At 70.3% G+C, this 21,690-nt stretch carries 20 protein-coding genes; 8 read left to right on the top strand and 12 right to left on the bottom strand.

The window, feature by feature from the left end; all coding sequences use genetic code 11:
• Positions 1–110: 110 nt before the first annotated feature.
• Together ABEA39_RS01665 and ABEA39_RS01670 are read left to right on the top strand one after the other, a co-directional pair.
• Positions 111–1,412 (top strand): hemolysin family protein, encoded by a 1,302-nt coding sequence (locus ABEA39_RS01665; RefSeq protein WP_345372486.1) that lies wholly within the window; start codon positions 111–113, stop codon positions 1,410–1,412.
• On the top strand, positions 1,409–2,446 hold the full coding sequence (locus tag ABEA39_RS01670; RefSeq protein WP_345372489.1) for a hemolysin family protein: 1,038 nt from the start codon (positions 1,409–1,411) through the stop codon (positions 2,444–2,446). Before ABEA39_RS01665 ends, ABEA39_RS01670 begins: the two co-directional genes overlap by 4 nt.
• An 82-nt stretch (positions 2,447–2,528) precedes the next feature.
• Here ABEA39_RS01670 and ABEA39_RS01675 read toward each other — a convergent pair whose 3' ends face one another.
• Complete coding sequence (locus tag ABEA39_RS01675) at positions 2,529–3,620, bottom strand: NADH:flavin oxidoreductase/NADH oxidase (protein WP_345372492.1); 1,092 nt, start codon at positions 3,618–3,620, stop codon at positions 2,529–2,531.
• A gap of 56 nt (positions 3,621–3,676) precedes the next feature.
• On the opposite strand from ABEA39_RS01675, the gene ABEA39_RS01680 reads away from it, so the two are divergent.
• Entirely contained in the window at positions 3,677–4,666 is a 990-nt protein-coding gene (locus ABEA39_RS01680; RefSeq protein ID WP_345372493.1) for a diacylglycerol/lipid kinase family protein, read from the top strand.
• 27 nt (positions 4,667–4,693) lie between these two features.
• Here the strand turns inward: ABEA39_RS01680 and ABEA39_RS01685 are convergent, their stop codons facing one another.
• Positions 4,694–5,008, bottom strand: coding sequence for a thiamine-binding protein (locus tag ABEA39_RS01685; RefSeq protein WP_345372496.1), 315 nt, complete (start codon positions 5,006–5,008; stop codon positions 4,694–4,696).
• 4 nt (positions 5,009–5,012) lie between these two features.
• Positions 5,013–6,320 (bottom strand): glycosyltransferase family 87 protein, encoded by a 1,308-nt coding sequence (locus ABEA39_RS01690; protein ID WP_345372498.1) that lies wholly within the window; start codon positions 6,318–6,320, stop codon positions 5,013–5,015.
• 70 nt (positions 6,321–6,390) lie between these two features.
• Here ABEA39_RS01690 and ABEA39_RS01695 point away from each other — a divergent pair, with 70 nt between their 5' ends.
• On the top strand, positions 6,391–7,077 hold the full coding sequence (locus ABEA39_RS01695) for a YceI family protein (protein ID WP_345372500.1): 687 nt from the start codon (positions 6,391–6,393) through the stop codon (positions 7,075–7,077).
• 61 nt (positions 7,078–7,138) lie between these two features.
• Here the strand turns inward: ABEA39_RS01695 and ABEA39_RS01700 are convergent, their stop codons facing one another.
• Positions 7,139–7,972, bottom strand: a complete 834-nt coding sequence (locus ABEA39_RS01700) for an ADP-dependent NAD(P)H-hydrate dehydratase (RefSeq protein ID WP_345372502.1) — start codon at positions 7,970–7,972, stop codon at positions 7,139–7,141.
• A gap of 37 nt (positions 7,973–8,009) precedes the next feature.
• Here ABEA39_RS01700 and ABEA39_RS01705 point away from each other — a divergent pair, with 37 nt between their 5' ends.
• A complete protein-coding gene (locus tag ABEA39_RS01705; RefSeq protein WP_345372504.1) occupies positions 8,010–8,633 on the top strand; it encodes an HAD-IA family hydrolase in 624 nt (207 codons plus the stop codon).
• 16 nt (positions 8,634–8,649) lie between these two features.
• Here the strand turns inward: ABEA39_RS01705 and ABEA39_RS01710 are convergent, their stop codons facing one another.
• A complete protein-coding gene (locus tag ABEA39_RS01710; protein ID WP_345372506.1) occupies positions 8,650–9,276 on the bottom strand; it encodes a TetR/AcrR family transcriptional regulator in 627 nt (208 codons plus the stop codon).
• A gap of 90 nt (positions 9,277–9,366) precedes the next feature.
• Here ABEA39_RS01710 and ABEA39_RS01715 point away from each other — a divergent pair, with 90 nt between their 5' ends.
• Complete coding sequence (locus tag ABEA39_RS01715; RefSeq protein WP_345372508.1) at positions 9,367–10,899, top strand: MFS transporter; 1,533 nt, start codon at positions 9,367–9,369, stop codon at positions 10,897–10,899.
• A 137-nt stretch (positions 10,900–11,036) separates the two neighbouring features.
• A complete protein-coding gene (locus tag ABEA39_RS01720) occupies positions 11,037–12,293 on the top strand; it encodes an MFS transporter (protein WP_345372510.1) in 1,257 nt (418 codons plus the stop codon).
• A gap of 94 nt (positions 12,294–12,387) precedes the next feature.
• Here ABEA39_RS01720 and ABEA39_RS01725 read toward each other — a convergent pair whose 3' ends face one another.
• The 5 genes from ABEA39_RS01725 to ABEA39_RS01745 all read right to left on the bottom strand — a co-directional run bounded on the left by ABEA39_RS01725 (position 12,388) and on the right by ABEA39_RS01745 (position 18,388).
• Positions 12,388–13,065, bottom strand: a complete 678-nt coding sequence (locus tag ABEA39_RS01725) for a response regulator transcription factor (protein WP_345372512.1) — start codon at positions 13,063–13,065, stop codon at positions 12,388–12,390.
• A 35-nt stretch (positions 13,066–13,100) separates the two neighbouring features.
• Entirely contained in the window at positions 13,101–14,351 is a 1,251-nt protein-coding gene (locus ABEA39_RS01730; protein WP_345372514.1) for a hypothetical protein, read from the bottom strand.
• Positions 14,348–15,448, bottom strand: coding sequence for a sensor histidine kinase (locus ABEA39_RS01735; RefSeq protein ID WP_345372517.1), 1,101 nt, complete (start codon positions 15,446–15,448; stop codon positions 14,348–14,350). The genes ABEA39_RS01730 and ABEA39_RS01735 overlap by 4 nt, the downstream gene beginning before the upstream one ends.
• 265 nt (positions 15,449–15,713) lie before the next feature.
• On the bottom strand, positions 15,714–16,919 hold the full coding sequence (metX, locus tag ABEA39_RS01740) for a homoserine O-acetyltransferase MetX (protein WP_345372520.1): 1,206 nt from the start codon (positions 16,917–16,919) through the stop codon (positions 15,714–15,716).
• A gap of 137 nt (positions 16,920–17,056) precedes the next feature.
• Positions 17,057–18,388 carry a bifunctional o-acetylhomoserine/o-acetylserine sulfhydrylase gene (locus ABEA39_RS01745; RefSeq protein ID WP_345372522.1) on the bottom strand — a complete coding sequence of 444 codons (1,332 nt, stop codon included), beginning with the start codon at positions 18,386–18,388 and terminating at the stop codon, positions 17,057–17,059.
• Between the two features lie 226 nt (positions 18,389–18,614).
• Here ABEA39_RS01745 and ABEA39_RS01750 point away from each other — a divergent pair, with 226 nt between their 5' ends.
• A complete protein-coding gene (locus ABEA39_RS01750) occupies positions 18,615–19,382 on the top strand; it encodes an SDR family oxidoreductase (protein ID WP_345372524.1) in 768 nt (255 codons plus the stop codon).
• On the opposite strand, the gene ABEA39_RS01755 is transcribed toward ABEA39_RS01750, so the two are convergent.
• A complete protein-coding gene (locus ABEA39_RS01755; protein ID WP_345372526.1) occupies positions 19,379–20,170 on the bottom strand; it encodes a transglutaminase-like domain-containing protein in 792 nt (263 codons plus the stop codon). The two genes, ABEA39_RS01750 and ABEA39_RS01755, sit on opposite strands and share 4 nt — an antisense overlap.
• On the bottom strand, positions 20,167–21,636 hold the full coding sequence (locus ABEA39_RS01760) for an outer membrane protein assembly factor BamB family protein (protein ID WP_345372529.1): 1,470 nt from the start codon (positions 21,634–21,636) through the stop codon (positions 20,167–20,169). The genes ABEA39_RS01755 and ABEA39_RS01760 overlap by 4 nt, the downstream gene beginning before the upstream one ends.
• Positions 21,637–21,690 lie beyond the last annotated feature (54 nt).

Below are 21,690 nucleotides of genomic sequence, written 5' to 3' on the forward strand. Positions count from 1 at the left end.
CTTCAGACGGAGGGCCGAACGCTCCGGTACGCTTCTCTCACCATGGACGACCCTCCTCATAGTCTCTCGCCCCCTCCCGACCTCCTCGATCCGACGCGGGTGACCCGCGCGTGAACGAGTGGATCCTCCTCGCCATCGGCCTCGTGCTCACGGTCGGCACCGGCCTGTTCGTGGCCAGCGAGTTCTCGTTGGTCAACCTCGACCGGGCCAATCTCGAGTCGCGTCAGAGCCGCGGAGAGAAGCGGCTCGGCACGACCATCGGCGCGCTCAAGGTCACCTCGACCCACCTCTCCAGCGCCCAGCTCGGCATCACGCTGACCACGCTCCTCACCGGCTACACGATGGAGCCCGCGATCTCGACTCTGATCGAGGACCCGTTCCGTCAGCTCGGGGCGTCGCTCACCGTCGTCGACGTCGTCGCACCGATCGTCTCGATCGTCGTTGCGACTCTGCTGTCGATGATCATCGGCGAACTCGTACCGAAGAACTTCGCCCTGGCGCTGCCACTCGGCACCGCCAAGCTGGTCATGCCGTTCCAGGTCGGGTTCACCCGCGTCTTCAAGCCGGCGGTCGCGCTGCTCAACGGCACGGCCAACGTCGTGCTGCGCGGCATCGGCATCGAGCCGAAAGAAGAGCTCTCCGGCGCCCGCACGGCGGAGGAGCTCTCCTCGCTCGTGCGCCGCTCCGCCTTCGAGGGCAGCCTCGACCTCGACACGGCGACTCTGCTGGCCCGCACCCTCGTGTTCGGCGACCACACCGCCTCCGACGTCATGACCCCGCGTCCGCGTGTCACGAGCGTCGGGCGCACCGACTCGGCCGAGACCGTCCTCGAGCTCGCCCGGCGCACCGGCTACTCGCGCTTCCCGGTGACCGACGACGACATCGACGACGTGGTGGGTCTCGTCCACGTCAAGCAGGCCGTCGCGGTGCCGAGAGAGAAGCGGGCCGATGTGCCCGTGTCCGCCCTGCAGACCGACGTCATCCGGGTGCCCGAGACGATGACCCTCGACAACCTCCTCGGCGAGGTGCGCGGCAAGGGCTACCAGATGGCCGTCGTCGTCGACGAATACGGCGGCACGGCCGGTGTGGTCACCCTCGAAGACCTCATCGAAGAGCTGGTCGGCGAGGTCTCCGACGAGCACGACCGCAGCCGGGTCGACGTCGTGCGCTCCCGCGGGTGGCTGACCTTCCCGGGGATGCTCCGTCCCGACGAACTCTGGGAGCGCGCCTCCGTGAAGGTGCCGGAAGACGGCCCGTACGAGACCGTCGGAGGCTGGCTGATGAGCGGCCTCGGTCGCCTGCCGGTGGTCGGCGACACCGTGGAGACCGACGACGGGGTGTTCCGCGTGGAGCGCCTCGACGGGCGCCGCATCGACCGCATCCGCTTCACCCCGACGGAGGTTCCCGCATGAGCGACTGGCTCGGAATCGTCTGGCTCGTGGTGCTGCTGCTCGGCAACGGCTTCTTCGTCGGGGCGGAGTTCGCCGTGATCTCGGCGCGCCGCTCGTCCATCGAACCCAAGGCCGAGGCCGGCAACCGTGCGGCCAAGACCACGTTGTACGCCATGGAGCACGCCACGCTCATGCTGGCGACGACGCAGCTCGGCATCACCGTTTGCTCGCTGCTGATCCTGAACGTGTCCGAACCCTCGATCCACCATCTGCTCGAGGGGCCGCTGCACCTGACCGGCTGGAGCGTCGGGGTCGTCGAGACCGTCGGCTTCGTCGTCACCCTCGTCATCGTCTCGTTCCTGCACGTCGTGTTCGGCGAGATGGTGCCGAAGAACATCTCGTTCTCGGTCCCCGACCGGGCGGCCCTGCTGCTGGCGCCGCCGCTGGTCTTCATCGCCCGCATCTTCCGCGTCGTGATCGTCACGCTCAACTGGCTCACCAACGCGGTCGTCAAGGCCTTCGGCGTCGAGCCCAAGAGCGAGGCGACGAGCGCGTTCACGGTCGAAGAGGTGCAGTCGATCGTGGCGCAGTCGCAGCGCGAGGGCGTGCTCCTCGACACGACGGGCACTCTGCGCGCGGCGTTCGAGTTCACCGAGAAGAAGGTCTCCGACATCGCCGTGACGATGGACTCCATGGTCACGCTCTCGGAGGCGACCACGCCGGCCGAGGTCGAGAGGGCCGTCGCCCAGAGCGGCTTCTCCCGCTACGTCCTGGTCGACGACGAGGGCGAGCCGACGGGCTACCTGCACCTCAAAGACGTGATCGACCTCGATGCGGACGAGTTCTTCGACCCCGTGCCGCCGAAGCGCATCCGCCAGCTCATCTCGATCTACCAGGGCACCGAACTGGAGGACGCCCTCGCCACCATGCGCCGGGCCGGTATCCACGTGGCCCGGTCGTTCGACGAGCAGGGCACCACGATGGGCGTCGTCTTCCTCGAGGACATCCTCGAGGAGCTGATCGGCGAGGTGCAGGACGCCACGCGTCGCTCCTGATCGAGGGGCCTCGAACACACGAGAGCGGCACGAACCTTCCTCCTCGGAGGAGGGTTCGTGCCGCTTCGATGTGTTCGGCGAATCAGGCCGGAACGGGCGCGTGGAACGGCGCGCGGTGGTACTGCTGCGGGTAGTAGTCGAGCTCGACGCCCAACTCGAACGCGGCGCGAAGAGCGAAGTGCGGGTCGCGCAGGAACTCGCGGCCGACGAAGACCACGTCGGCCTGCCCCTCCTCGACGATCTCCTGGGCCTGCTGGGCGCCGACGATGAGGCCGACGGCGCCGGTCTCGACGTGCCCCTCGCGGCGGACGGAGTCGGCGAACGGCACCTGGTAGCCCAGCCCGACGGGGATGTCGGCGTGGGCCGCGATGCCACCGGAGGAGATGTCGAAGAGGTCGGCACCCGCATCCCGCGCCCAGCTCGCGACCGTCGCGGTCTCGTGCTCGTTCCAGCCGCCCTCGACCCAATCGGTGGCGGAGAAGCGGACGAGGATCGGGAAGTCGTCGCCAGTAGCCCGGCGGATGCCCGTCACGGCGTCGATCACGATGCGGGCGCGGTTCTCGAGCGAGCCGCCGTACTGGTCGGTGCGCTCGTTGCTGAGCGGCGACAGGAACTGGTGCATCAAGTAGCCGTGGGCGGCGTGGAGCTCGACGAAGTCGAAGCCGGCCTCCTGGGCGCGGACGGCGGCGGCGACGAACGCCGCGACGACCTCCTCCACCTCGGCGGTCTCGAGGGCGCGCGGAGTGTCGTAGCCCTCGAACGCGATGGCCGACGGACCGACGACCGGCCAGCCGTGCTCGCTCTCGGACAGGGTGCCGTTCTGCGGCTCCCAGGTGCGGGGAGTCGACGCCTTGCGGCCGGCGTGCGCGAGTTGCACGCCGATCTTCGCGCCCTGCGTGTGGACGAAGTCGACGATCGGCACGAAGGCGGCCTTGTGCTCGTCGTTCCAGAGCCCGAGGTCTTGAGGGGAGATGCGGCCCTCGGGCACGACGGCGGTCGCCTCGGTGACGATGGCACCGGCACCGCCGCGGGCGAAGGAGCCGAGGTGGACGAGGTGCCAGGGCGTCGGCACGCCGTCGCGCTTCTCGACCGAGTACTGGCACATGGCCGGAACCCAGAGGCGGTTGCGGAACTCGGTACGACGGAGGGTGATGGGGGAGAAGAGAGTGGCCATGTGAAGGCTTAAGGCGTGTGGCGGTCGGATCATTCCGCCCCGGCTACGCTCGAGGAGTGCATCCCGCCTCTGATTCCGCGCCCGTTCGGGGGCGGGTCGCCGTCGTCTACAACCCGATCAAGGTGAAGGTGGCGAAGCTGCGGGCCAGCGTCGCCGCAGAAGAGCGGCGCAGCGGCTGGGCGGAGTCCACCTGGCACGAGACGGCGGCGTCCGACGACGGACGCGCGGCTGCCCAAGAGGCGGCTTCGACGACACCCGACGTCGTTCTCATCGTCGGCGGCGACGGGACCCTCCGAGTGGCTGCGGAGGTGCTGCACACGACGGGGATCCCGATGGCCCTGCTGCCGGTCGGCACCGGCAATCTGTTCGCGCGCAACCTGCGTCTGCCACTGAACGACATCGACCTCTCGGTCCGGACCGCCTTCACGGGAGCGAACCGCCCGATCGACATCGCCTTCGCGGAGCTGGAGGCCGAGGGGCAGCCTCCGTCTCGACACGCGTTCCTCGTCATGGCCGGAGTCGGGCTCGACGCGAGCATGGCCGCCAACACGAACGCCCGACTGAAGAAGCGCGTCGGCTGGCTCGCGTACACCGACCCGATCGCGCGGTCGGTCTTCGGCAACAAGCAGATCGATCTGAGCTACCGGCGGGACGACGAGAAGAGGCGCTCGATGGCCGCGCACACGGTGATCGTGGGCAACTGCGGCACCTTGACGGCCAACATCCTGTTGCTGCCGGCGGCGGTGCCCGACGACGGGATCCTCGACGCGGTGGCGTTCCGGCCGCGCGGGGGAGCGGGCTGGACCAAGATCGGCTACGGCCTGGCCTTCAACCGGTTCTTCCACCGGACGGCGTTCGGGCGGTTCCTCGCCCTGTTCCTGCCGACCTCGCGCACGCTCCGCTACACCACGGCTCGGCGCCTCGAGCTCCGGTTCGCGCGGCCGGAGGAGATCCAGCTCGACGGCGACCCGTTCGGCCTCGTGACGGCGGCGACGCTGACGGTGCTGCACCACGGGCTCACCCTGCGGGCGCCCTCGCCGAGCTGACCCGTCGGGCCGGGCCGGGCCGGGCGGCTAGAGCCGGTCGATCGCCCTCTCGAGGCGCTCGACCTTGCCATCGAGCTCGCCGGTGTGACCGGGGCGGATGTCGGCCTTCAGGACGAGGGACACGCGGCGTCCGAAGGGGGCCACGGCCTCGGTGGCGGCCTTGACGACGGCCATGACCTCGTCCCAGTCGCCCTCGATCTCGGTGAACATCGACGAGGTGCGGTTCGGAAGGCCGGAATCGCGCACGACCTTGACGGCGGCGGCGACGGCGGTGTGGACGGAGTCGGGCTCGTCGCCGGCGGGGGCTCCACCGCTGGGCGACACGCTGAATGCGACGATCATGCCCTCATCCTCCCACCGGAGCGGAGGTCGCTCCCGCCGACCGGCCACGCGGCCTGTCCGCCCGTGGCCCGTCCAGCCGTGGCCCGTCGAGACGCCGCCCGTCCAGCCGCCAGAGCTGGACCGCCGCCACGACGAGGAGCGCGACCAGCAGGGCGTTCCGGAGGGTGATCACCAGCACCATCCCCGGGTGGGCGAGCAGCAGCCCGTCGTAGTGGAACGGGTAGACGACCTGCGTCAGGCCGGCGATCGCGAGCGTCAGGACGCCGGGCAGGACGAACGACGGCCCGCCGTCGCGAGCCAGCACGAACCCCGCCAGCACCACCACGGCCAGCCAGGTCACGTACTGCGGTGAGCCGACCTTGTTGCCCACGATGAGCGCCGCTGTCAGGCCCAGGGCGAGGGGGCCGAGGATCGACGTCGATGGCACGCCACGGTGGCGAGCGCGCCAGCCGAGCAGCACGACGCCCACCAGGATCACGAGCTGGACGGGAGTCATCACGGCGGCGGCCACCACCGTGCCCGGCCCGTGGATCTGGAACGTGTTGATCGCGACGTCGTACTGCGTGGAGACGCCCGGCACGTGCAGGGCCTCGAGCCACAGCCACCAGGTCGAGACGGGCGCCTCGACCTGCAGGCCCCGGGACGTCTGTTGCCCGACGAACCCGAAGATCGCCGCACTCGTGCCGCCGAAGACGAAGGCGAGGAGCACGACCGCGACCGAGGTGGCGAGGACGGAGACGAGGATGCGCATCCACCGTCTCTCGGAGATCAGCACGGCGCCGACCAGCGCCACGGGCCAGACCTTGATCCAGGTGCCGACCGTGAGGAGCACTGCGGCGAGGGCGGGCCTCCGGCTCACCAGGAGGAGCCCGACCAGGGCGATCGGCACGGTGATGGAGTCCAGCCGGCCGACGGCGATCGGCCCGAGCAGCACGAGGAACGCCAGCCACCACCAGCCGAGGGCCCGTCGTCGGGTGCCGCCGCGCGTGAGGACCGCGAACGCGACGGCGTCGAGGACGGCGACCAGCACCAGCCAGACGTGCACGTAAGCGGCGAGGCCGAGGGCCGCGCTGAACAGGAGAGGAGCGAGGGCGAGCGTGGGGTAGACCCAGACACGGTCGAGGCCGACCCAGCCGTTCCCGGCGAGACCGTCGGCCACCCAGCCGTGGTACTGGTTGACCACGTCGCCCAGCGGGAGGTGCGGGCCGTGGATCGCCAGCCACGAGACCCAGAGGTGCACGACGACGAAGCCCACCCAGAGCAGGACGGTGGCGGACACCGCGACGGCGGACGAAGAGCGCTGCGCGGGCATTCTGTCAGGGTAGCGGGGTCGACAATGGACCTGCCGCAGCGTCCCCGCGCGGCAGGAACCCGGAGTACCCGTGCAGAAGAAGACCGTCTTGTGGACCGTCGTGGGAATCGTCGTCGTCGTGGGCGGCACCCTCGCGATCGGGGGGCCGATCTTCTATCGCGACGTGATCGTCGGGCCGCCGGCCGCCGTGCCCACCGCCGCCGTCACCCCGGGGGACTCCTCCCTCGTGGGGACCCCGTTGACGGGCGACTGGGCCATCGGGTCGGGCAGCACGGCCGGCTACCGGGTCAAGGAGGTCTTGAACGGGACGAACGTGACGGTGGTCGGCACGACCTCGAAGGTGTCCGGCCAGGTGACCTTCTCCGGCGACACCCTGTCAGCCGCCACCGTCACGGTCGACGTCGCGACGATCGCCACCGACAGCTCGTCGCGCGACGAGTACTTCCGCACCTCGGCGCTCGAGACCGACCTGCATCCCACCGCCACCTTCACGCTGACGGCGCCGGTGGAGGCGACCGGCCTGGACGAGGGGAAGCTGGCCTCGTTCTCGGCGACCGGCACCCTCGAACTGCACGGAGTCACGAAGACCGTCACCGTGCCGCTCAAGGCCGCGCTCGCGGGCAAAGGGGCCGAGGTGAGCGGGAGCATCCCGATCACGTTCTCCGACTACAAGGTCGTCGCGCCGAGCCTCGGGTTCGTCACGGTGCAGAAGCAGGGGTCGGTCGAGTTCCTGGTGAAGGCGTCGCCCGCCTCCTGACGGGAGCGGCCGCCTGACGGGAACGGCCGCCTGACGGAAGCCGCCTCCCGCCGATGCCCCCTCAGCGGAGCAGCTCGGCGATGGTGGCCGGCAGGGCGTCGATCAACGACAGCACCGTGATCGGACCGCCGCCGCTGGACCGCTCTGCAGCGAGGCCGTGGACGACGCTGGCGGTCGCTGCCAGCCGGGCCAGGGCATCCTCGTCACCCGCGATCTCGTCGGCGTGGGTGGCCACGAGTGCCCCCAGGATGCCGCCGAGGGCATCGCCGGCGCCCGCCGTGGCCAGCCAGGACGGAGCGCTGGCGGCGACGAGTCGGAGGCCGCCGGGGGAGGCGACGTAGGTGTGGTGCCCCTTGAGCAGGACGGTGGCGCCCCACTCGCCGGCGGTGCGGGCGGCGGCCTCGGCCGGGTCGTTCGCGACGTCGGCCACAGTCTTTCCCAGAGCCCGGGCGAGCTCGCGGAAGTGCGGGGTGACGACGACGGTGGCGTCGGTGCGCTCGCGGAGGGAGAGGGCGCCGGCGTCGAGGACCAGGGGCAGGCCCGACTCGGCGGCCTGCCGGAACCGGTCGGTCGTGACGCCGTCGAGGGTGTCGGGGTCGATGCCGGAGCCGAGCAGCCAGGCCTGGACGCGGCCGGGGCTCGTGACGGCTTCGGGGCGGCGGTGCAGGACGAAGTCGGCGGCGCGGTCGGGGCCGAGGTAGCGCAGCATGCCGACGCCGGTGTGGAGGGCGGCTTCGACGCCGAGGACCGCCGCGCCCGGGTACTGGTTCGAACCGGTCACGACGCCGAGCACCCCGCGGCTGTACTTGTCGTCGTCGTCCTTCGGGACGGCGATCCACGCCTTCGCGTCGTCGGGGGTCCAGGGCGTGTAGTCGGAAGACGTGCTGTCGGTCATGCCGTCAACGGTAGGCGTCGATCGCTAGCGTGGTCGCATGGCTTCTCTCTCGATCCCCGGTTCCACCGTCGTCTTCGACTACGGCGAGGTGATCAGCCGATCGCCGTCGGCGGAGTCGAGGCAGGCCCTCGTCGACCTGGCCGGGGTTCCGGCCGAACCGTTCTGGGCGAGCTACGAGGCGCACCGCGACGCGCTCGACGACGGATCGCTCGGCGTCGTCCGCTACTGGAAGGCGATCGCCGACGACCTGGTCGTGACCTGGTCGGAGGCCCTGGTGCACCGGCTCTGGGTGCTCGACTTCACGTCGTGGTTCGATCCCGAGCCAGGCACGCTCGAGGTGCTGCACGACCTGCACGAGGGCGGGACGCGACTCGCCCTGCTCTCGAATGCCGGCTACGACTTCGGCGGCCCGTTCCGCTACTCGCCGATGGGGGCGTTCTTCGAGCGGCTCTTCGTGAGCGCCGAGCTGAACGACCTCAAGCCGAGACCCTCGATCTACGAGCACGTGCTGGGCGAACTGGGCATCGAGCCCGGCGAGATGGTGTTCGTCGACAACAAGCGCGTCAACGTGGAGGCGGCCGAGGCCCTGGGGATCGTCGGGCACGTGTTCACGTCGCCGGAGGAGCTGCGACTGTTCTTGGAAGCGCTGGCGGCGGCTTAGAAGGGTTGGCGGCGGCTTAGGCGGTGCCGGGTCGGAGACCGACGGCCGGCAGGATCACGCCGTCGATGATCGAGACCAGGTACTCGCGATCGACGGGCTTCTTGACGATGAGCGTGCGGTAGGCGACCATCGACGGACTGATCATCGACAGGGTGTCGAGGTCGCACTCGGGGGCGATCTCGCCACGGTCGATCGCGCGTTGGAACAGCACCCGGTTGATCTTCGCGCGGGGCTCGACGATGGCGGAGTTGACGGCGTCGGACAGCTCGGGGTTGCGCGAGAGGAGCGACATGAGGCCGCCCATGACGCGCATCTTCTTCTCGTTGTCCTCGATCGAATGGGGTCGGATGAGGGCGACGAGGTCGCCGCGCAGCGTGCCGGTGTCGGGAAGGGGCAGGTTCTCGAGGTCGCCGCGCTTCATGCACGCGACCGAGTCGATCACGAGGTCTTCTTTCGACGCCCAGCGTCGATAGACGGTCGCCTTGCCGGCCTTGGCGCGAGCGGCCACCATCTCGATGGTCATGCCCTCGTAGCCGACCTCGCCGAGCACTTCGACCGCACAGCGCTGGATCTCGGCGTCTCGAGAGGGGTCGCGCTTGCGCCCGAGACGAGGCGTCTCGTCGATCTGCACCAAGCCGCTCACGATGGCCTCCCTTGCTGCCCCGATCCTAGACCTGTCGGATCCGAAACTCAACAGTTCCGAAACGTGCAGTATCCGTTTATAGTCGACACTATGTCTCAGACCTCCACATCTCCGGGTGCCGTCGGCACCCCTGCGCCCGACGCCCGGCGCTGGCTCACCCTCGGGGTCGTCGGCCTCGCCCAGCTCATGGTCGTGCTCGACTCCACCGTCGTGAACATCGCCCTCCCCGCCGCCCAGAAAGACCTCGGCTTCACCAACGGCGAGCGGCAATGGATCGTCACGGCCTATTCGCTTGCCTTCGGCAGCCTCCTGCTCCTCGGTGGCCGCCTCTCCGACCTCATCGGTCGCAAGCGCACGTTCGTCATCGGGCTCATCGGCTTCGCCGGAGCGTCGGCCCTCGGCGGCGCGGCGACCAGCTTCGGTGAGCTCGTCGGCGCCCGAGCACTGCAGGGCGCCTTCGGCGCGATCCTCGCTCCCACGGCCCTCGCGGTCCTGACCACGACCTTCACGGTGCCGAAGGAACGCGCCCGGGCCTTCGGCGTGTTCGGCGCCATCGCCGGTGCCGGCGGCGCCATCGGCCTGCTGCTCGGCGGGTTCCTGACGCAGGACTTCTCCTGGCGCTGGAACCTCTACATCAACGTCGTCATCGCGATCATCGCCATCATCGGCGCGATCTTCTTCGTCCACTCCGTCGTCCGCAACGGCCCGCGGCCGAAGCTCGACGTGCCCGGCACGATCCTCGTCTCGGCGGCGCTGTTCTCGCTCGTCTACGGCTTCTCGAACGCCGAGACCGACGGCTGGTCCTCGCCGCTGACATGGGGCTTCCTGGCCGCGGCGCTCGTGCTGCTCGTCGTCTTCGTCCTCTGGCAGCGTCGAGCGGCTCACCCCCTGCTGCCCCTCCACGTGATCCTCGACCGCAACCGCGGCGCGGCCTACAGCTCGGTCGCGATCGCCGGCGCGGGGATGTTCGGCATCTTCCTCTTCGTCACGTACTACCTCGAGACGACTCTCAAGTTCTCGCCGATCAACACCGGGCTCTCGTTCCTGCCGATGATCGGCATGCTGGTGCTCGCCGCCCAGCTGTCGACCAACATCTTCGTGCCGCGGTTCGGGCCGAAGATCATGGTGCCCTTCGGCATGACCCTGGCCACGGTGGGGATGCTCATCCTCACGCGTCTCGGCGTCGACAGCCACTACGCCGCCGACGTCCTGCCCGCCCTGCTCGTGCTGGGCTTCGGTATGGGCTCGATCATGCCGGCCTCCATCCAGACCGCCACCCTCGGCGTCGAACGCGAGTACGCGGGAGTCGCCTCGGCGATGGTCAACACGGGGCAGCAGGTCGGCGGCTCGATCGGCACCGCGCTGCTCAACACGTTGGCGGCGTCGGCGGCGACCAGCTACCTCGCATCCCACGTTCCGGTCTCCGCCGCGGTCGCGGCCGAGGCGGCCGTGCACAGTTACGCCACCGCCTACTGGTACGGCGCCGGGTTCTTCGCCTTCGGTGCGGTGCTGTCGGTCCTGCTGTTCCGTCGTCGCGGCCACGGCGGCGCGCACACCGCCGCCCCCGGCGGTTCGGCGCACGCCGACGCGCACTCGAACGACGAGCCGGTGATCGCTCACTAGAAGTCGCGCGCGGGGTCGTGCGGGGGAGGACGCGCTCGCCTTAGAATCGTCTCGGAGTTCCTGTAGGGCTCCACGACCGGTTCAAGGGCGAACCGCAGTCCTCCCCGCATCCGTCTCCTCGCAGGAAGCCGTCGCCCGTGACCGCTCTCACCGCCCGCCGCCGCCGCTTCGCGCTCCTCTCGTTGGCACTCGGCGGCTTCGCCATCGGCTCGACCGAGTTCGTGGCGATGGGCCTCCTGCCGAACATCGCCCACGACCTACTGCCGCAGCTCTACGGTCAGTCGGTCGAGCAGGCCACCGCGCACGCGGGCTGGCTGGTCAGTGCCTACGCCCTCGGCGTCGTCGTCGGCGCACCCACCATCGCGGCGACGACCTCGCACGTGCCGCGCAAGAAGCTGCTGCTGATACTCCTCGTCGCGTTCGTCGTGGCCACGCTGGCGTCCGCGGTCCTGCCGAATTTCCATCTCGTGCTCATCGCGCGCTTCGCCGCCGGTCTGCCGCACGGCGCCTACTTCGGCATCGCCTCGCTGGCGGCTGCGTCGATCATGGGGCCGGGCAACCGAGGCAAGGGCGTCGCGTTCGTCCTCGGGGGCCTGACCGTCGCCAACATCGTCGGCGTGCCGGCGATCACGGCCCTCGGCCAGGTGGCCGGGTGGCGGGTCGCGTATCTCGCGGTCGCCGGCCTGTTCGCGCTGACCTTCCTGGCCGTCGCGGCGGCGCTGCCGCACCAGGCCGCCGACGAGGGAGCCTCGATCCGGCGCGAGCTCCAGGCGTTCCGCCGGCCGCAGGTGTGGCTGATGATGGGCGTCGGCGCGATCGGCTTCGGCGGGTTCTTCGCCGTCTACAGCTACGTCTCGACCGCGGTGACCATCGGGGCGGGGCTCAGCGAGAGCATCGTGCCGCTCGTGCTGGTCGGCGTCGGGATCGGCATGACGATCGGCAACGTGATCGGGGGATGGGCGAGCGACAAGAGCATCCGGCGCACCCTTGTGGTCGGGTTCGTGGCGCTGATCGGCTCACTCGTCGGCTACGCCCTGACTGCCGACACGATCTACGGCATCTTCGCCTTCGCGTTCCTGCTGGGGCTGTCCAGCTCGGTCATCAACCCCGCGATCCAGAGCCGCCTCATGGAGGTGGCCGGCGAGAGTCGGGTCATCGCCGCCGCCCTCAACCACTCGGCGTTCAACCTCGGCAACAGCCTCGGGGCGTACCTGGGCGGCGCGGTCATCGCAGCCGGGCTCGGCGTGGCCGCTCCGGCCTGGGTGGGCGTGGTGCTGGCCTTGCTGGGCGTGATCCTGACGGTGGTCAGCTTCACCGTCGAGCGACGGTCGACGCGGCGCGCGAGTCTCGAGGCCGCGGGCCTCACGGCGGGGTCGTCGCGCGTCTCGGCCTGACGCCGGGTTCTGGCACGAGAACACCCCGCAACGGCAGAAGCACACCTCCGAGGAGGTGTGCTTCTGCCGTTGCAGGGTGTTCGGCGAGACGGGACTAGAAGCCGCTCGGCGCCGCGTCGTCCGTCTGCAGCAGGATGCCGTCTTGGATGGCGCGCTTCCGCAGGGCGACCTTCGTGCCCACGTCGTACCCGGCGACGCGGTACTTCTCGCGGATCCGCTTGAGGTAGCTCTTGGCCGTCTCTTCGGAGATGCCGAGCTGGTACGCCACGGCCTTGACGGGCTCGCCACCGCCGTAGAGGGCCATGACGCGGCGCTCTTGGGCGCTCAGCTTCGGCACCCCGCCGACCTCGGCCGCGTTGAGGGCCAGGTCGAGCTCGGCCGAGATGTAGGACTCGCCGTTGGAGGCGCTGCGGATCGCCTCGACGATCATCTCCGCGTCTTCGCTCTTGACGAGGTAGCCGAGCGCGCCGGCGGCCAGCGCCTCGCGGACCACGTTGGGCTCGGAGTAGGTGCTCATCAGCACCGTCTTGACGCCGGCCGTCTTCAGGGTCGAGATCTTCAGCGAGATCGGCAGGTTGTCTTTGAGGTCGAGGTCGAGGAGGACGACGTCGACGGGGAACTCGGCATGCGTGAGCAGCTCGGGCCACGACGCGACCGCGGCGACCATGGAGATGTCGCTCGCGGCCCCTCGGATCCACTCGCTCAGGGCACCGAGAAGCATCTTGTGGTCGTCGACCAGGGCCAGGCGGATGCGACCTTCGGAGTCAGGCACGGGGTTGTCTCTCTTTCGGTGAAGTTGGGGTAATGCTAAGCGTCAGCGGGGTTCTCGACGATGCACCGGATGGCGAGCCGCAGACTCCCCTGATGCGTCGAGGTCGAATAGTCACCCATGCGCTGGAGGGCGTTCCAGGTCGCGGGGGTCACGCGGTTGCGGCGGATGCCGGTCGAGGTGATGTCGATGGGCACCTCGACGCTGCGGCCCGCCATCGACTGGATCGAGGTGCCGATGGGCCCGAGGGTGAGGGTCACGCTCGTACCCGCGGCCCGGGTGCGGCGGTCGCCGAGCAGCAGCCAGACGGCCTGGAGCAGGCCGTCGCGCTGCTCGGGAGTGAGGAGCCCGGCCAGCGACGAGGGGTCGGCGAGTTTGACGGCCCGGCCGAGGTACTCGGACTCGGTGACCGCGTGGTACAGCCAGGTCTCGCGGCGACCCTCGATGAGGTGGAGGCGCAGTTCGGTCGCAAGCGAGGCGGCCGTCGAGGCGACCTGGGGTTCGAGGGGGAGCGGGACCTCGCCGGTGGCGACGCCGTCGAGGAGCTTCTCTGCGGCGAGGTCCAGACGGGCGAGCTCATCGCTGGCCAGCATTCCGACCGCGAACCGCGGCTGGGTGACGTTCGACTGGACCAGGACCCGGTCGAGCTCGATCTGGACCATGTGCCGGAACCGCTGGACCGCGTAGACGGCGATGCTCGGCGGCAGGCAGGCGAGGCCGAGGGCGGCGATCTGACCGGGGAACGTGCGGGCCGTCAGCGGCGTGGTGAGGACGATCGCCGCGACGAACAGGAGGAAGAGCACGACGGTGGCGAGGATCACCTCGCGAGCCGGACGCAGGGTGACGAGCGGAAGGAGTCCGAAGCCGACCGAGACGCTCGCGGTCGCGTAGGTGCCGACGTTGTGAAGCGGCCAGATGGCGACGAAGTCGAGCACGACGACGACGGCCAGGGCCGCCGAGAGGGCGATCATGACGGTGCCGGTGAGGCGCTCGCCCTGGATGGCGACGAGGGCGACGACGCCGATGAACGCCGCCAGGTACACCAGCCACGCGATGATCGCAGGTGCGGCGACCGGGTACGACGAGAGGTGCACGAGGAAGAAGATGAGCCCGTACACGGCCTGCACGGCGGCGACGGCGGCCGCGCCCATGCCGAGGTAGCCGGTTCCGAGGGTCGCGCCCGCCGCCTGGGCCTGGCGGAGGGATCGCGCGCCGGTCGAGCTGGTGGGCAGACCGCGGGCCGCTCGGCGGTGGCGGGGGACTCCGAGGGTGTTCTCGTCGATGCTCATCGCGGTGCCTCCAGGACGACGGTGGTGCCCGCACCGGGTGCGGAGAAGAGTCGGGCGCCCCCACCGACCTCGCGAAGACGGTTGACGACGCTCTCCTTGAAGCCGAGGCGTTCTTCGGAGATGCCCGTCAGGTCGAACCCGACGCCGGCGTCGGTGACCATCGCGCGGACCATGGTCTCGTCGTGGATGATCGTGACGTGCGCCTCGGTGACGCCGGCGTGCCGCCGCACGTTCTCGAGGCACTCGGCGAGGGCGAGCAGGAAGGCGTCGAGCACGTTCGTCGGCAGGAGGACCTGGCCGGTGCCGTGCCAGCTCACCTCGAGGCCCATGCGGCCGAAGCGCTGCTTGACGGACTCGAGGGTCTGGCCGAGGGGGCTCTCCTCGACCGTGTCGAGGTTGTAGTCGCCCGAGGCCTGCGGCTGGGGGGTCGAGCCGAGGCGGAGATGGCGCAGGAGCCGGGCATCCTCCGCCGCCTGGGCCCGGAGGGCGTCGCTCGTGACGCCGACACCCGAGTGGGCGAGGAGGGTGAGAGTGGCCAGGACGGTGTCGTGCAGCAGGCGGGCGCCCTGGCGGCGCTGGGCTTCGGTCTCGCTGGCCTGACGTTCGGCGCGGTGCGCGTTGCCGATCGAGTAGATGCGGCGCGCGGCTCGGGGCACGCTGTTGCCGATCCAGAAGCCGGCCACGAAGACGAGCACCCAGCCGAGGAGGACGGCCGCGAGTTGCACGCTGAGGACCTCGCGGGTGCCGAGGACGACCTCGGCGAGCACCAGGACCGCGGCGACGGCCGCGAGGGCCACGCGCCGCCTCGACGAGTGCAGGACGAGAGCGAAGGAGGCGACGCCGCCGCCGACGAAGGGGATGACCGCCGTGGCGAGCGGCCCGTTGCCGTCGAAGCCGTCGGGGAGGAGGGCCGCGGCGCCGGCGGCGAGACCCGCAGCCAATCCGAGGACGACCCACAGGATGCGCACACTCCGGCCCACCATGATGAGGAAGACGACCATGAGCGCCGCGAAGGGCAGGATCACCGCGAGCTGCGGCACCGGCCCGATGCGGGCGGTGGCCACCCCCGGAAAGCTGAGCGACACGGCTGACAGCACGGTGCAGGCTATTCCGAGAAAGCGTGTGGTCGTCCGTAGCAGACGGTCACGCTCCTGGGCGAAGAGGTCCATTCGGTTCCAAGGAGTGTCGGTGATCGGCGCCCTTGAGGGCACTAGACACATCGTTCCATAATTTGTCCCCCGATAGTGCCCGTTTTGAGCACGACTCGCCATACGAGGCCCGAATGAATGCCGTCGGCGGTATGAACGGCTCGCGGCCCTGTAACCCGACGACGAGCCGTTGATCCGTCAGGGCCGGGTGGCCTCACCGCTCGAGCAGGGCGTGCAACTCGCGGGAGACGAGGTCGTTCTCGATGAGGAAGCCGTCGTGGCCGTATTCGCTCGAGATGATGACGGCTTCTTCGGCGACGTCGTCGCGGAGACCCTCGGCGATGAGGATCTGGTCGGCCGGCGGGAAGAGCCGGTCGCTGTCGATGCCGAGGACGAGGCCCTTGGCCCGCACGCGCTGCAGCGCCGACGAGACCCCGCCGCGGTCTCGGCCGATGTCGTGGGAGTCCATCGCCTGCGCCAACGTGATGTAGCTGTTCGCGTCGAACCGGCGGGTGAACTTGTTGCCGTGGAAGTCGAGGTAGCTGGCCACGGCGAAGCGCCCCTCTCCGGTGAGGGGGGAGAGCTCGCTCTGCCAGCTCCGGCCGAACCGCGCGTTCAGCTCGTCGGGCGAGCGGTAGTTGAGCAGGGCCATCCGCCGTGCCAGGGCCAATCCGCGGTAGGGGCCGGCGCCGTCGGGGAGCTCGTAGTAGTCGCCGTCGTGGAAGTGCTCGTCCATGCGGATCGCCTCGATCTGCACCGCGCTCAGCGCGATCTCGTCGGCGCTCGAGAGGGACGTCGTGGCGAGGGCGGCGAAGCGGTCGAGACGGTCGTGGTGGCCGACGGCCCACTCGAGGGCGTGCATCCCACCCATCGACCCGCCGATCACGGCGGCCCAGGAGTCGATGCCGAGGGCGTCCGAGAAGGCCACCTGCGCCTGGACCTGGTCGCGGATCGTGAGGCGGGGGAACCGGGCGCCCCACTCGCGACCGTCGGGGTCGAGCGACGCGGGGCCGGTCGAGCCCTGGCAGCCGCCGATCATGTTGGGCGCGACCACGAACCAGCGGTCGGTGTCGACGGCGAGCCCGGGGCCGACGATCCCACCCCACCAGCCGGCCGTGGGATGCCCGTTCCCGGCGTCTCCGATGACGTGGCTGTCACCCGTCAGCGCGTGCAGCACCAGCAGCACGTTCGAGTCGTCGGAGGCCCGCTCACCCCAGGTCTCGTAGGCGATGCGCGGACGCGGGAGCGTCTCGCCGCTCTCGAGGAGGAGATCGGGGAGGGTCACGAAGAGGCGGTCGCCCACGGGGTCGCCCTCGCGCCAGGCGCCCGTGACCGGGGGCTTGCCGAGGAGCGACAACCGGGTGCGCTCGGTGATCACGCTCGAGGGAACGGTGTCTTCGGAGGTCGTCTGCCAGTCCATTGAGTCCATCCTGACGGCAAAGGGCCGGGACCGCCGACGTGTTACGCGGTCCCGGCCCTTCGCCGACGTGGTGCCTCGGCGGTGTGGGGTCCGTCGAGGCGGTGTCGGGTGCCGATCGGTTGCTGGTCAGTTGCTGGTCAGTTGCTGGTCAGCGACGCCTGGGTGACGGCGCGGGCGGCCTGGAAGCCCGCTTCGAGGTCGGCCTTCAGATCGACGATGTTCTCGAGGCCGATGCTGAGGCGGATCAGGCCGGGGGTGACGCCGGTCGTGAGTTGCTGCTCGGGGGTGAGCTGCGAGTGGGTCGTCGAAGCCGGGTGGATCACCAGGCTGCGGACGTCGCCGATGTTGGCGAGGTGGCTGAAGAGCGCCAGGTTGTCGACCAGCGCACGGCCGGCGTCGACGCCGCCCTTGAGCTCGAAGGAGAGCACCGCGCCGACGCCCTTGGGGGCGTACTTGTTGGCGGCGGCGTACCACGGGCTGGTGGGGAGGCCGGCGTAGAAGACGTTGGCGACGTCGTCGCGGGCGTCGAGCCACTCGGCGATCTCCTGCGCGTTCTGGACGTGCCGCTCGATCCGGAGGCTCAGCGTCTCGATTCCCTGGATGAGGGCGAACGCGGTGTCGGGCGAGTTCGAGGCGCCGAGGTCGCGGAGGAGCTGCACGCGTGCCTTGATGATGTACGCGAGCCCGTCGCCGACGGCCGTCGTGTAGCTGGCGCCATGGTAGGAGGGGTCGGGCAGCGTCAGCTCGGGGAACTTCTCGACGTTCTTCGACCATTCGAACTTGCCGCCGTCGACGATGAAGCCGCCGATGACGGTGCCGTGTCCGCCGAGGAACTTGGTGGCGGAGTGGACGACGACGTCGGCCCCGAACTCGAAGGGGCGGATCAGGTACGGCGTGGCGATCGTGTTGTCCACGATCAGAGGCACGCCGGCCTCGTGGGCGACGCTCGACACGAGGGAGATGTCGAGGATGTTGATGCGCGGATTGCCGATGGTCTCGGCGAAGAACAGCTTCGTGTTCGGACGGATGGCGCGGTGCCACTCGTCGGCGTCATCCTGGTTCTCGACGAAGGTGGTCTCGATGCCGAGCTTCGCCAGCGTGTACTTGAAGAGGTTGTAGGTGCCGCCGTAGATCGACGACGACGAGACGATGTGGTCGCCGGCCTGGGCGATGTTCAGCACGGCCAGCGTCTCGGCCGCCTGGCCGGAAGCGACGAGGAGGGCGCCGGTGCCTCCCTCGAGCGCGGCGATGCGCTGCTCCACGACGTCGTTGGTCGGGTTGGTGATGCGCGAGTAGATGTTGCCGAACTCGGCCAGGGCGAAGAGGTTCTTCGCCTGCTCGGAGTCCTTGAAGACGAACGAGGTCGTCTTGTAGATGGGAGTCGCCCGGGCGTGCGTGGTCGGGTCGGGCTGCGCACCGGCGTGGATCTGCTGGGTCTCGAACGCCCAGGGCGCTGGCTGGTCGGTCATGAGTGCTCCAATGTCGGGGTCGGTTCCGCAGGCCGGCCGACGGGGGTCGATCTGCGGTTGCCGCGAGCCTAGGGCGACCTCCGGGGGTGCGCCAGCGCCTGCGGACACGGGGCGTAACCCTCCGCTTAGCCGGGCGTCACGGGTCGGGTCAGCGCGTCTTCAGCTCGCCGCGCGCGACCACTAGCGTTGGCGGAAGACGTTACGACACGAGAGAAGGATGCACGGCATGGCGAAACGAGTGGTGGTCACCGGAGCGAGCTCGGGAATCGGCGAGGCGACGGTGCGACTGTTCCGTTCGCACGACTGGGACGTCGTGGCCGTCGCCCGACGCGAGGACAAGCTGAAGGCGATCGCCGCCGAGACCGGCGCCACCTACGTCGTCGCCGACGTCACGAGCGACGCCGACGTCGCCGCCCTCCGCGAGCACGTCGAGGCCACCGGCCCCCTGCACGCCCTGATCAACAACGCCGGCGGCGCGTTCGGGCTCGACACGGTCGAGAACGGCTCCATCGACGACTGGCAGCGCATGTTCGACGTGAACGTCCTCGGCACCAAGCGGGCGATCAGCGCCCTCCTGCCGTCCCTCCGCAAGGGCGCCGACGAGGTCGGCTCGGGCGACATCCTCACCGTCACGTCGATCGCCGGCCACACCGCGTACGAGAACGGCGGCGGCTACAACGCCGCGAAGTTCGCCGAGCACGCGCTCGTCTCCGCTCTCCGCCTCGAACTGAACGGCGAGCCCCTCCGGGTCATCGAGGTCGCTCCGGGCATGGTCAAGACCGACTTCTCGCTGGTCCGGTTCGACGGCGACCAGGAGCGTGCCGACGCCGTCTACGACGGCGTGGTGGCGCCGCTCACCGCTGACGACATCGCCGAGACGATCGTCCACGCCGTCGAACTGCCGGCCCACGTCAACCTCGACCTCGTCACAGTCAAGCCCGTCGCCCAGGCGGCGTCGCACAAGCTCGCGCGCGGCGAGCTGAACACGCGCTAGCGGACCGACACGAGCTGGTCGATGTCGTCGGTCGGCAGCACGTCGACCACGGCGCCCACCTCCAGCTCGACGAGCTTCACCCAGCCGCCCGACGACGACAGGAACGCCGTGTCGGACGCGTCGCGCCCGGTCGCGATCCGCACCAGGCTCTGCCGCGGCGCCAGGGCGGTGGCGTCGACGACGTACCAGCGCCCCTCGATCAGCGCCTCGGCCACCGCGTGGAAGTCCATCGGCCACAGCCCCGGCGCGTAGACCGAGACCAGTCGGGCCGGCACGTCGAGCGCTCGCAGCAGGGCGATGACGAGGTGCGCGTAGTCCCGGCAGACGCCCCGGCGGTCGAGGAGGGTCTGCACGGCGCCGTCGGTCGGCTGGCTGGCGCCGGGGACGTAGAGCAGTTTCGAGCCGACCCACGAGCTGACGGCGCTCAAGAGCTCGAAGCCGTGGAGGCCGGCGAACTCGGAGCGGGCGGTGGGCCCCAGAGTGTCGGATTCGCAGTACCGGCTCGGGCGGAGGTACTGGATGGAGTCGAGGGGGACGACGGGGATGGGCTCCTGCATCCCCCGCACTTCGACCCGGTAGTCCATCTGCACGCGGCCCTCGTCGACCTGGACCACCTGCAGGCGCGTGCCCCGGTCGTCGACGATCTCGCGGTAGGGGAGTTCGCGGCCGCCCTGGACGACGGTGAGCGTCTCGGTCGAGTCCTGCCCCTCGGCGACGGCGACCGACAGGACCAGCTCGGCGGGGGAGACGACGTCGAGGACGAGGTGGGAGGTCGCGTTGCGTTTCATCGGTCGAGCATGCCATGCCGCGGCCCGTCGGCGGTCGTCGTCGTCAGCTCGGAGACCGTGCCCCGCCCCGTGAGGGCCACGAGGTGGCCACCCCAGACGTCGAAGTAGTCGGTGTCGTGCGGTGCGGCGACGGGCGGTGCGACGCTGGAGACGGTCCAGAGGACGCGGCCGCTCGACAGGTCGAAGGCCGAGAGGCGGCCGCTGCCCGAGGCCTGGTCGGGCGCGTCGATCGCATAGCCGACGGTGCGGCTCTGACCGGCCACGACCATGCCGCGAGGCAGGACCGAGGCGAACCGCACCCGGCCCGAAGCGGCGTCGACCTCGCTCACGCGGAGGGTCGTGTCGCCCGTGCGGACCGGGGCGACGATCTCGATGTCGCTCGTCGTGGCGCCCGGGGGAGTCCCCTCGACGACCCCCGGCAGGTCGGCGCTCCAGCGGGCACGACCCGTCGTCGGGTCGAGACACGTCGTCGTGGAGCCGAGACGGGACACCACCACGCAGTCCCGCGAGGTCGCGACCGCGGCGATTCCCGCGGCGGTGTACCTCCAGTCGACCGTGCCGTCGGCCCGGTAGGCCTCGAGGGTGGGAGCGAGGCCCACCCCCGCGCCGGGGAGGACGGCGAACACCCGATCGCCCGCGACCTGCACGCCCGTGTCGCGGGAGAGGTCGTGCGGCCACGCCGTGACGCGGCCGGTGGAGCCGTCGACGCTGACGGTTCCCGTGGGCAGCGGCACGAGCAGGCGGTGAGAGAGGAGCTGCGGGAATACCGACGACGAGGTCTCCTCCGTCCAGACGAGATCCGAGACGTCGTCGACGCGGCGCAGCGAGTAGCGGGTCACCGCCGAGTCGGCGTCGGGGGAGGCGGTCAGGACGAGATCGCCGACCACGGCGAAGTTGATCACGTCGTCGGGATCGGGGACGCTCGTCCGCCCCCTCGTCCGTCCGGTGCTCACGTCGAGGCCCACGAGGTCGTCGCCCTCCAGCGCGTCCACGCCCACGACGACGACGCCTCGTGTCGACGACGCGTGCCAGACCACCGACGCCGAGGTCAGGCCGAGGTCGCCGGCCAGGTCGCGCGTCCACAGCACTCGTCCCGTCGCCGGATCCACCATGACCAGGCGTGCCGCGACCGCCGAGGCGTACCGCGTGCAGGCGGTGAAGCGTCCGGTCGGGCTGGACGAGGGCACCGTCGCCGTCACGAGCTCGTGCGCCGCGTCGACGTCGCCCGCCCGCAGCACCACGCATTCGACGGGGATGCCCGGGGCGACTGCCGACGCGAGGTCCAGCGTCCAGCCGCTCGCCTTCGGAGCGGCCCGCAGCTCGTCGAATCGTGTGCCGCCGAACGGCGCTGCACCGCCGTAGACGGGCTGCTCCGCCGCACCCACCACGACGACCAGCGCCGTCACGAGTGCAAGGGCGAGATAGGCAGCGAGGATGCGCGTCCCGGAGCCCCATCGACGTGCCACGCCTCAGCGTAAGCGCCCACCCCCTGTCGCCGGACTCTTCCTCTTCATTCGAAG

Source organism: Frondihabitans cladoniiphilus (genome assembly GCF_039544345.1).
In the GTDB taxonomy this organism is placed as follows: Bacteria; Actinomycetota; Actinomycetes; order Actinomycetales; family Microbacteriaceae; genus Frondihabitans; species Frondihabitans cladoniiphilus.

Bases quoted from the DNA above. Each gene is read 5' to 3' on its own strand.
- ABEA39_RS01700 (WP_345372502.1), bottom strand. From the start codon at position 7,972: ATGACCGACAGCACGTCTTCCGACTACACGCCCTGGACCCCCGACGAC.
- ABEA39_RS01730 (WP_345372514.1), bottom strand. From the start codon at position 14,351: ATGAGCATCGACGAGAACACCCTCGGAGTCCCCCGCCACCGCCGAGCG.
- ABEA39_RS01670 (WP_345372489.1), top strand. From the start codon at position 1,409: ATGAGCGACTGGCTCGGAATCGTCTGGCTCGTGGTGCTGCTGCTCGGC.
- ABEA39_RS01715 (WP_345372508.1), top strand. From the start codon at position 9,367: ATGTCTCAGACCTCCACATCTCCGGGTGCCGTCGGCACCCCTGCGCCC.
- metX (WP_345372520.1), bottom strand. From the start codon at position 16,919: ATGGACTGGCAGACGACCTCCGAAGACACCGTTCCCTCGAGCGTGATC.
- ABEA39_RS01685 (WP_345372496.1), bottom strand. From the start codon at position 5,008: ATGATCGTCGCATTCAGCGTGTCGCCCAGCGGTGGAGCCCCCGCCGGC.
- ABEA39_RS01675 (WP_345372492.1), bottom strand. From the start codon at position 3,620: ATGGCCACTCTCTTCTCCCCCATCACCCTCCGTCGTACCGAGTTCCGC.
- ABEA39_RS01755 (WP_345372526.1), bottom strand. From the start codon at position 20,170: ATGAAACGCAACGCGACCTCCCACCTCGTCCTCGACGTCGTCTCCCCC.
- ABEA39_RS01690 (WP_345372498.1), bottom strand. From the start codon at position 6,320: ATGCCCGCGCAGCGCTCTTCGTCCGCCGTCGCGGTGTCCGCCACCGTC.
- ABEA39_RS01705 (WP_345372504.1), top strand. From the start codon at position 8,010: ATGGCTTCTCTCTCGATCCCCGGTTCCACCGTCGTCTTCGACTACGGC.
- ABEA39_RS01745 (WP_345372522.1), bottom strand. From the start codon at position 18,388: ATGACCGACCAGCCAGCGCCCTGGGCGTTCGAGACCCAGCAGATCCAC.
- ABEA39_RS01750 (WP_345372524.1), top strand. From the start codon at position 18,615: ATGGCGAAACGAGTGGTGGTCACCGGAGCGAGCTCGGGAATCGGCGAG.